Raw genomic sequence first — 9,735 nt, 5'->3', positions numbered from 1 at the left:
ACTTCAAACTGGATTAAGCCCGTGGGGCAAGGTCAATCGAGAAGGGACCGTCAGGCGCGGACGTCTTTGCATCCGCCTTTTCGGCATGGGGTCAACCGGTAACCCCTGTCGAGAGCAAGCCGCCGGCCGCACCCCCGGTCAGCCCACAAACGTTCCGCTCACCGGTCGTCTTCCCAAAGGACGTTTCGCCCAGCTACTCGTCGGAGGAACCCGGACAAGCTCGAATGCTGACTTGTCGCGATCAGTATGTGGCCAACAAGGCTACCGGTTCGAATGGAGGCATGCTGTGGATCCAAGACAACGGTGGCTACTACGCGGAATGCAATAAACGCTAGAAGGGTTGCCCCCTCAGTAGCGTGGCGTGCGTGTGCCGAAGGTGCCATTGGCCATACAACCATGAGGTCAGGCCGATGTCGAATCCAAGAGTGAGTTAAAACATTGAACCTTGGTCAATATCGTCTTGGCGCACCACTCCGTTGATGAGCCATGTGTCTTGATGGAGTGAGTGGGTACCCATCGCCAAGAGCATTCCTTTCTCCGGATACTCTTTCCCGAACACTCGCTCCATGTCGGAAAGCGCTCGCTGATCACCATAGTCGCGCGACCAATTATGATACGTGGCCTCGATTTCCCAATCCTGACACGTACCTTCGCGAATACCGTCGTCAGTTCGGTAGCGATATTTGAAATTATACGGACAGGGATTGTAGTTGTTGGTCACTTGCTTCGCGAAAAGGTCATCTTGCGCGCGGATTGAATCGAATAGCTCTTTTTCCACTTTGACTTCTGCTGCATCCTTTTTTTCGATCTTGAATGCAATGATCTCGGGCCTGAGAAGCGCAAAGCTTCTGCCGGCCTCGCGTTCCCGCGCCAAGCTTGTCACGACGGCCTTTGCAAGAAACGCCGCTCGCTCCGATTTCTTCAGCTTGCCGACAATCTCGATTGACCGCTGATCCACTCGGCGGCTCTCGACCCGCCTATCATCGTTAGGCAGTCGCCAGTTGAACCTTATTCGATCCCAGCGGCCAAATTTTTTCGACTGCTCGAGCGTTCGAAAGGACACCGGATACAATCTGAGCCAATTGCCGTATAGATCGATCCCAGCACAGCAGACCGTTTCACCATGACGTCGGCCGACCTGCGGCGCCGCCTTCACCATCACTATTGCCTCGGTGCTACCCCATGTGGGCGGGTGTCCTGTCATCGGAGGAAATTCGGCCCCTCGGCACTTTGTGACCGGCTAACGGTGCTGCGCTCAAATGAACAAGCTTAAACTTACCGCGCCTCACCATCGAATCAGCGACGATGCAGCGGTGGCAATTGGTGTGATCCTGTTCAAAGCAAAGCAAACATGCAACGGATTTCGAGGCGGCCGAGAGAGCATCAGTTAAAGCTTGCTGCGCCGCAGTAGTCATCATGTGTGCCGCGAATATTCGGCGGAAATCAGAAAACCGGCCCTCCCGGGCGGCCGTCCGCCCGGGCTTCGGATCGCCAAGCCCCTTAAGGTGCAGATATTGGATACCGGCTTTATCCAATCCCTGCGCAAGGGCAGTTTTCGAGAAGCCCGGTTTGCGCGAAATCGGCACGTCTCGGACGTCGATCAGCAGCTTGACGCCATTTTTCTGAAGGCTCGCGAACAGGTCGGATGGCTTGCAACCTTCGTATCCAACGGTGAAAAGTGTCGTCATGTGCGTGCTCTCCTACAGTGCTTCCACCATGTTCGCCAAAGGTTGACAACCCGTGAGGATGATTGCCGCATGCCCATAGATGCCATGCTGGTCGACATCAATGCAGGGACGGCCCTTCGGCGGCTCGGCAGTGCTGCTCCTGCCATTCTTCGACAGTGAGAGGGTGGCGCCTCCCGCCATCGTAGAGCACCGCGTGCCCTCTAAATGCGACATGCGCGAGGCCGTCCCTCAACCAACCCTGGACGGTTTCCGCGGTCGGTGGCTGTTCGCTCCCTGGTATGGGGCAGGTGGCTACAATGACGTGGGGAGTACCGGGGCGGACGTGCTCACCCTCGAGCTGCTGGAGAGGAGCAACAGTATAGCGGCGCCGAAGGCGGGATGCGGGGCCGAGTGCCGTCCGCAAGGAACATCTCGCAATCGCAGAAAACGCTTGGGAGAGATATAGCCAGGAAAAAGATTGTTTATAGAGAGATATACAACCGGTCTCCCATAGAGCAAAATTGGCCTCACTCGCATTGATCGTCCGGGAATTCCGGGTCTCTCAAAAATCGCTTCGAGGCCATCATGATCAAGTGCCGTATTCCGGTTTTAGCCGTATTGAGTTTTTTTTACCTCGTGTGTTCACCGGCATGGCCGCAGGCGCCCGCGCCTCTGGCCCTTGCGACCCAAGGAAGTCAAAGTCCCGACTTGGGTGCAGCAGATCCTGTGCAGGTTGCAACGGATATCTTCTTGGCCTTTGGATCCAATGACTTAACTGCTTTCAGGCCGGTTCTTGAGTCAAAGATATTCGAGCATCTGTCGGTGAATGGCGACAAGCTTTCCGAACAAGTCCAAGACTTGTCCTTGCCCCGAAAAGCCTCAGTCATTGCCAGCGGGTACGTGAAACCAAGGTACTTTTTTGAAGTAGAGCTGACTCATGACCTGCTGCGCGGTGATCCGGGCGCAGTTGTCGCCGCTGGAGGCCAACGGAGCTATTATCTCATCGGCTACAATACGGAGGTCGGCCTGATAGACGCCTTCGCTTTCCGAATCGACTTTCGAATCTTCGAAAGTAACCGACCAAATCTCGCATTTGGGAGTAATCTGCGGGAAGAGCCAATGGTTAGTGCAGGTGCCGCGTTAGCGACAGGCCCAGATCCTGATCCGCGCACGATCGACTTTTTGTTTGCGACGACGAGAGCACGTGAGCAGAAGTCGTTTAGCGAAAAGCGAGGCACAACCATCACATTCGGCGGTCTTCGTGTTAGGATTCCGGACGACCACAAGATGGGGAACGTACGGGTCCCGAAAATCCGCGAGGCACTCATCGGAACTTATGAAGAGAAACTCGATCCTGGAAAGCACTTTGTAATTTCTAGGCAAGGCGTTATCGGAAAGCCTACGTGGTCTGATACGGCTAAGGCGGCGCGCACTACCGAAGCGCTCGTGTTTGTACACGGCTTCAACAACACTTTTGACGATGCCGTATATAGAGCCGCTCAGGTCTTCTGGGATCTCCAGTACAAGGGCTTGCCTGTTTTATACTCGTGGCCTTCTTGGGGTAACGCGAGAAACCCGCTCGATTTGGCGCGGTCTTATCTCTACGATCGAGATAGCGCCCTGACTGACAGCGATAGCTTTCTAGAGCTTCTCCGATTGCTTCGTGATGAGCTTGGGATAAGGCGGGTAAATATTGTGGCCCACAGTATGGGCAACTATCTTGTGCTGAATGCGCTTCGAGGCCAAGCGTCCTCTCAGGACAGTAAGAAGTTCGGTGAATGGATTCTGGCCGCGCCGGACGTCGATAAGGACCAGTTTATGCGGTTCGTTCCAGGCGTTCAGGGGCTGCTCACTGGTGTGACGTTGTATGCATCGGCTTCAGACAAGACACTTCTGGCATCTATGAAGGCGGCAAGAAACGTGCCGCGAGCGGGATATGTGTATGGTAAGCCGCTAACGTTGCCGGGAATTGATTCAATCGACGTCACCAGAATGGGCGACGAGTTGTTTGGACTGAACCATGACACGTTCGCCACCAACAGGTCATTGATCGATGACATGGGATTGCTGCTCGATGGTGTACGGCCACCAAACAAGCGGCTTCGGCAGATCATACCGGTACCGGCCAACCCGCCGCCGCCCAAATACTGGGAGTTCGCTCCGTAGTGGGAAAGCGGCCATGCGCATATTCTCGTGGAATCTGCTTCGTGGCTTCGTTGTTGGTAGTCTGCTGATCACGTCCGCGGTGGTCAGAGCCGCGACAATAGACGTCACATTTCCGGATCGAGCGCCCGACGCAGTGGGCGCGATCACCATCTCTTTGACCGGCTTTATCGAGACGGAAGATGGAGACATCTTCCTGAAAAAACTGGCAGCGGCAAAAAAAGCCCTGTTCGAGAAAGACAATCCGGATCTTATTTACGAGATATCAGGTCCCAGCTATTTGCAGATTCGGCTCGAATTGGACAGCAAGAACGGAGGCGAACTCTCTGCGGCCTTAAAGATCGCCGCGGCTGTTAGAGAGGATGGGATAGCGACGGTGGTCAAGAAGGGAAGCTCCTGTGTGTCCGCATGCGCGTTTATCTTCCTGGCAGGCGAGAGCCGCGTTCCATATTCGGACGTGACCAACCACCGAATTCTGCAGCCTGGAGGATTTGTCTTTTTTCATTCTCCGCATCCCCAACGGCGGCGACCGGGAACGTTTGCCGAAGGCAGAAAAGCAGTTCGAGAAATGCTGCGTGTTCTTGGTCCTCGGCTTCCGCCTCACCTTGCCGTTGAGATCCTCCTGAAAGAGCCCCATGAGTTCCTATCAATCGATACCGTTGCGGACGCAATCAAATGGAACGTCGATCTCGAAAAGATTCGCGTTCCCTGGCCGCGGCGATCCGGCTTTCTTCAAGCCTGCAGAAATTATCTTGTGTTCAAGAAAGGCAGACCGATCGACGATCTGACTGTCGGGGTCAAGGAGCCAGAGAAGCCGTCAACACCAGACTTCGGCCTTCAAGATGACAGGCCGCTTCGCGCTGATGACAGAGATCCCCTGACGAAGCTGGAAGCCTCCTTGTTACCAGAGGAGAGTCCTGAGCTTCAGCAGGCCAGGATTGAATTCCGGGCTCCAATGTTGATGCGCATGGTTTATATCGGAGAAGGAGAAATGGCTTCGCAGTTTGTCTTCGACGCGGGAGATATAAGGGGCGCCATTCCATGCACCATATGGAGCGGAAACTATGATCTCCATGTGAGTGAAAGACTTGTTCCGCTAACTAAAGAAAGTCTTGAACAAGAGATGGGGGATGGTCGATCAGCTCCCATACCCTACTGGTACCAATATCCACCGGACACGGAGCTTAGCTCTATAGCGGGAGATTACTAGAACTCGGCCATCTTGAACAAGCGCCCATCGGCCCCATCGTCGTGTAAGCGGAGCACGACCTCGTCCTCTGCGAACGTCGGTGGGGATTTCTCATCAATACGCGGGAGGTCCGAAGCGATCAGCGTCATTATATACTGGATCTTCATCGTACTAGTTTGCTCGCGTACGACCTCCAACAGTGCGAGTTTTTTTCGATCATCAAGAGCTTCAAAGATACCGTCATGGTACACGAAGTGGAAGAAACCAACGTCCTCATAAACCTTTAGCAGCGCCAAGTCGAAAAGTGCGCAAACCAGCTTTTTGTAGCTGGTCCCCTCTCCCTGGCTGGACGTCTTCCCGGTTTGCCCTGGGGTCCCGAGACCGATGGTGTAATCGAAATTACCGTTTGAGTTTACATGGAAGTAGAAAATGCCCTCGTGACTAAGCACTCGCTGACAGTAAGCGTTGAAGACGCGGCTGAAGTTTTCATAGATCGGCGTCGGCCTAGCAACCATCGCCTTGATTTCATCGACTACTCTGCCCCGCTCCCGCTCGCTCTCACGCACCTGCAGCGCGGTGGCCGCCACCACTTCAAGCTTCTTGCGTTGCTCATCGAGATAGACAAGTTGCGCTTTCTGCTCGGAGAGTTCGCGCTGCAAGGTTTTGAACTTATCAAACGTGTCTGTGCTGCGCAGAACTCGAAGTTGCTGCTCGCGCCGTTGATCCAAGCTGGTCTTGCGAGACTCTAGCTCCACCCGCTCCTTGTCGAGCGTTGTCCTGCGGGTTCTCAAGGCGGCGTTTCGTTCGCGAGTGACCTTCTTATTGAAGTCCACCAGGTCTTCGTATTGCTTCTTCACCTGACCGGCGAACAAAATATTGGATTCGGAGAATATGGTTGCGACCTCGTCCAGATCGAACCGGTCCTTATGCTCCATCGCCACATCAATCTGCCTAACATCGTAGTTGATGTTGTAGAGGCGCTCGTTGATATCTGAGATTTCACCCTCAACCTCATCGACGAGGTTTTTCATGATACGGCGCTCTTCAGCGTCGAACTCAAAGGCGTCAAGCTGAGCCTCAAGTTCTTCCACCTGCTGCCGCAAGACAGAGATTTGCGCCTGGAGCTTTGGAAGGTCCTCTTCCCGGTACTGGACTTCTGCCGCCTGTTCAGCCTGGCGCTGCTTCAGCGCGCCGATGGAGTCGTCAAGCTCGTACTTGCGCTGCACCGGCGATTCACTAAAGCCGAAGAGGTGAGCAACGAACGGCTTCCAGTGTGCGTCCTTACCCATTTGGAACTTCTGTAACTGAAGCTCATCGCTGAAATCACCTTGGGCCCTCAAGAAATACGTGATGGCCATTCGGTAGTCGTATGGCTTTAGGACCTTCAAGTCGAGCCAGCCGTCCAGCAGCTTGACGGCCTCCTCGCGACTCAGCTCGGCGTGATCCCATTGGTCGTCAGGCAGGTCAACCAACCGCCTGCCGCTCTCGGCGTGCTTTGTCAGAGCAACTTTGTTGGGGTTGTCCGCACCCCGTCGAATGGTAGCAAACTCACCTGAGTTTAGGGCTACCTCGATAAAAAACTGATAGCCAGCAAAGCGGTCTTGATGCTTGACCAGAAACTGCTCCGGAGCGGTGCCCTTGAGCATTAGAAATTCGATAAGATGAAGAAGGGTGGTCTTGCCGAGGTTGTGGGAGTCGCGCTTCTTGTCCTTAGGCTTCTTAACATCGCCAAAAATGACATTGAGACGATCAGCATGCTTGCCGAAATTGAAATCTATCGGATGAAAGAGGTCATCCTTATTGGAGTAAATGCGACTGATCTGCATGTCAGTTCGCCCTGTACTCTATGACGTCGTTTTTTGCGTGATATTCAATCTTGCCCATCAGGTATAGGAAGCTTAGTGCAGGCAAAAATGTGATTTCTCCATCCCCGCCGACGCGCCTGATGACAATGCCCCGCAGACGCTCGAACTCCATCACGCCGCGCTTCTTAAGCTCACGGAGCATGATGGCCGCGATTCGCAGCACGGAGACATCCAAGTTGAGGTGTTTTCTAGGCGTGAGCATTGTCGGTCATCGGTGTTGTTGGAAGTTTTTTCGATCCGATGTCGCAGTTGGCATACATGTAGTGAAGCATCACGCTGATCATACGCCGCTTGCCCTTCAAAGCGACACGTTTCTTTTGAATCTCCTCAATTAGAAAAGCAAAGACGCTATCAAAGGTTTCAAACTGCGGGCGCGCGGCCAAAATCTTTTGCTTCAGCTCGTCAGCGCTATCGTGATAGAGAGCGGCAATCTCCGTATTCCGTGGATTGCTCAAGAAATGGTCTATCCGCGAAAAGTGCGGGAATGAGTTATTCACGATGACCTGGTTATAGTAGTCATCTGAAAGTCCGTTGATCTTGTTTTTCTCTTCTCGCAGCTTGAGCTTCTCAAAGTCGCGCGCGCTGTTGAAGGCGCTCATCACCGAGCCATCAGCATAGTCGTGAACGGCACCGATAACCTCAATGAGGTCGTCAGGCTCAAACCGGAATGGGATTGTGTCCTTCCTGTTCGGCAGCCACTCTCGGAGTTGCTGCATATCATCCAGCGCAGTATTCAAGCGTTCGATCCCGATGATATGAGCACTCTTCACGCCAAGCGCCATAAGACCAGCTATCAGCTTCTCGTCGGCGCCGCCGGTATAGCGGCGGTTGGTGAAGACCATGTAGTGGTCACACAATCCTTTCTTCCCCAGCCGTTTGATTTTGGCATGCTCCTTTTTCAGGAGCCGCTCAAAGTCCTTATCCGAGCACGACTTGTCGAATACGGCGACGTGCTTCGCCTGGAGTACGACATCCCCCTCCAAAGGCTGCGTGGTACTGGGAAAGCACTCAGCCTTGCCATTGAATTTTCCGTCACGACCTCCGTCGCGGCCTGGCTCGAACGGTGTGACGCCTTCCCCGAGCCACTTCACGCAGATCTTGACGACAAGCTCTTCAAATTCGCTCTCGCTAAGTTCGTAAAGGCGGTAATCGCGGCGCATATATAACCTTGTTCCAAATAGAATTGAGTGACCAGCAACGTGACGCGAATTTGGGCTCCAGTGCTGCCCACGCGTACCAGTAGGGAATCAATGTGGATAACGCAGTGGTTGCAATACTGACGTAATATCGCCTTCAAGATCAAGGGGAGAGCGCCTGCGCGCCAAAGGCGAACCGCTAAACGGGTTCGTAAGAAAGATCGGGCCCTTCGGCCCAGTAAGAATTTAGAGCCTCCACCAGCGGTTTCGGCGCTTCTTTATGTTGATTTAGGTTCAGACAAAATCCTGCGCCTCAGGATCAACCGGCGCTTGGTAGACCTCACTCAACTGCCTGCGAGGAGCGGGCTTGGCCTGACGCACATTGATGGCGGAAGCATCGAGCCTGTTCTTGATGTGCGCCGCATAGAACTTCTCGATCATCTCCACTGAGGTTCGGCAGTTCTTCGCTATCTAGTAGCTGTCCGCCCCTTCCATCAGGCGCATGCAGATGTAGGTATGCCGCAGGCTGTATGCGGTCCGCCGATTGCCATCCCGATCCAGCTTCAACTCGCTCCTATCAAGCAGGGCATTGAACATCTTGATGTGATTGCCCGGAAACACGTGGTCGGTCGGCTTGGGCAACTGCGGCGGCTCGTTAGAGGGCGGCAGCTTCGCCCGCACCCGCGCTCTGCCCTGCTTCACGTATTTCGCGCGGCCTAGCAGCCGCTCATAGGGTCGCACCGCGCTCGGCATGCTCTTGCAGTAGCCGACGCCCCGCTTGCCGCGCACCTCGATTTCCAGGATGCGCTCGCCGCTACGTTCGTCCTCAACAATGGTCACGTCGCGATGCTGGAGGTTCTTGGCCTCATCCGGCCGCAAGCCGGTGTTGGCCAAGAACAGGACGTAATCATGCAATTGCTCGGCACTCCAACGGTGGTGGATCTGGCTGGCCTTCGCGTGCGCCCGCGTGGTTTCGTAGAGCTGCTTGTATTCCTCGGGGCTGAACCACGGCCGATGCACCACCTTCCCCGAAGTCTTATAAGGAGGAGAGAAGTCCGGCAGGTGCGCGAGCCATTCATGGCGAATGGCAGTCTTCAACACCTGCCGCAACGTCACGACCTCGTCGTGGATAGTGCTGCGCGCGGGCGCCTTGCCGGTCTTAGACGTTGCGATCCGGTGCAGGCGATATTCCTGCACCTTGCCTGAAGAACGGCAACAGGTGCAGGCGAAGCCTGATCTCGTAACCCTGGACCCAGCGCTCGCTGCGCTGGCCCTCGGTGATCACCTCATACTCTTTCAGGAATTGGTCAGCGGCTTGGCGAAAGGTCTTCTCATTCACCAACAGCCCCGCCCGCGCCTTCCCACGAAGACCGATAAACGAGTCCTCCGCAAACTGCTTGGCGAGGGAGAGATCTTCCTCTCCGGTCGTGCTGCGGTGTTGGCGGCCGTCGATGGAGGCCGAACAGTGCCAATACCGGCCGTTTCGCCGGTATACCTGAATCAGACCACCTAGAAGCTCGTGCCTGGCCATCATGCACCTCCACGTGCATTTTAGCGCAGGCAACCAAAAAGTCGAATTTTGTGCTAGGCGCGTGCTAGGCCATTTACGAAAAATTAAAGGGTTAGGCTTTCGCCCAACCCGTTGTATTACATCAGAAATTTGGTTGCGGGGATAGATTTGAACCTATGACCTTCAGGTTATGAGGCCGAAGGTC

At 54.6% G+C, this 9,735-nt stretch carries 10 protein-coding genes; 2 read left to right on the top strand and 8 right to left on the bottom strand.

Annotation, left to right across the window (positions count from 1 at the left end):
* Window positions 1–430: 430 nt before the first annotated feature.
* Both IC66_RS0115685 and IC66_RS0115680 read right to left on the bottom strand, forming a co-directional pair.
* Complete coding sequence (locus IC66_RS0115685) at window positions 431–1,159, bottom strand: hypothetical protein (RefSeq protein WP_050995703.1); 729 nt, start codon at window positions 1,157–1,159, stop codon at window positions 431–433.
* Window positions 1,160–1,175: 16 nt separating this feature from the next.
* A complete protein-coding gene (locus tag IC66_RS0115680) occupies window positions 1,176–1,688 on the bottom strand; it encodes a DUF488 domain-containing protein (RefSeq protein WP_018641667.1) in 513 nt (170 codons plus the stop codon).
* Between the two features lie 564 nt (window positions 1,689–2,252).
* On the opposite strand from IC66_RS0115680, the gene IC66_RS0115670 reads away from it, so the two are divergent.
* Together IC66_RS0115670 and IC66_RS0115665 are read left to right on the top strand one after the other, a co-directional pair.
* Window positions 2,253–3,833, top strand: a complete 1,581-nt coding sequence (locus IC66_RS0115670; RefSeq protein ID WP_049826435.1) for an alpha/beta hydrolase — start codon at window positions 2,253–2,255, stop codon at window positions 3,831–3,833.
* Between the two features lie 13 nt (window positions 3,834–3,846).
* On the top strand, window positions 3,847–5,040 hold the full coding sequence (locus IC66_RS0115665) for a hypothetical protein (protein WP_028159538.1): 1,194 nt from the start codon (window positions 3,847–3,849) through the stop codon (window positions 5,038–5,040).
* Here the strand turns inward: IC66_RS0115665 and IC66_RS0115660 are convergent.
* The 6 genes from IC66_RS0115660 to IC66_RS48275 all read right to left on the bottom strand — a co-directional run bounded on the left by IC66_RS0115660 (window position 5,037) and on the right by IC66_RS48275 (window position 9,554).
* A complete protein-coding gene (locus IC66_RS0115660) occupies window positions 5,037–6,845 on the bottom strand; it encodes a DUF2326 domain-containing protein (protein WP_018641670.1) in 1,809 nt (602 codons plus the stop codon). The genes IC66_RS0115665 and IC66_RS0115660 overlap by 4 nt on opposite strands.
* A gap of 1 nt (window position 6,846) precedes the next feature.
* On the bottom strand, window positions 6,847–7,047 hold the full coding sequence (locus IC66_RS0115655) for an ABC-three component system middle component 8 (protein ID WP_131234200.1): 201 nt from the start codon (window positions 7,045–7,047) through the stop codon (window positions 6,847–6,849).
* A 25-nt stretch (window positions 7,048–7,072) separates the two neighbouring features.
* Window positions 7,073–8,044 carry an ABC-three component system protein gene (locus IC66_RS47130; protein ID WP_038948262.1) on the bottom strand — a complete coding sequence of 324 codons (972 nt, stop codon included), beginning with the start codon at window positions 8,042–8,044 and terminating at the stop codon, window positions 7,073–7,075.
* Window positions 8,045–8,314: 270 nt separating this feature from the next.
* A complete protein-coding gene (locus tag IC66_RS48285; protein WP_018641673.1) occupies window positions 8,315–8,461 on the bottom strand; it encodes a hypothetical protein in 147 nt (48 codons plus the stop codon).
* Window positions 8,462–8,491: 30 nt separating this feature from the next.
* Window positions 8,492–9,217, bottom strand: a complete 726-nt coding sequence (locus IC66_RS48280) for an integrase (protein WP_011089949.1) — start codon at window positions 9,215–9,217, stop codon at window positions 8,492–8,494.
* The gene (locus IC66_RS48275; protein ID WP_244429120.1) at window positions 9,180–9,554 is read right to left on the bottom strand and encodes a hypothetical protein; all 375 of its coding nucleotides are present in this window, start codon (window positions 9,552–9,554) and stop codon (window positions 9,180–9,182) included. Before IC66_RS48275 ends, IC66_RS48280 begins: the two co-directional genes overlap by 38 nt.
* Window positions 9,555–9,735: the final 181 nt, after the last annotated feature.

Source organism: Bradyrhizobium genomosp. III (genome assembly GCF_000261705.1).
Taxonomy (GTDB): Bacteria; Pseudomonadota; Alphaproteobacteria; order Rhizobiales; family Xanthobacteraceae; genus Bradyrhizobium; species Bradyrhizobium ottawaense.
Note: the sequence above shows the minus strand (reverse complement) of the source record. Positions and strands in the feature narration are given on the sequence as shown.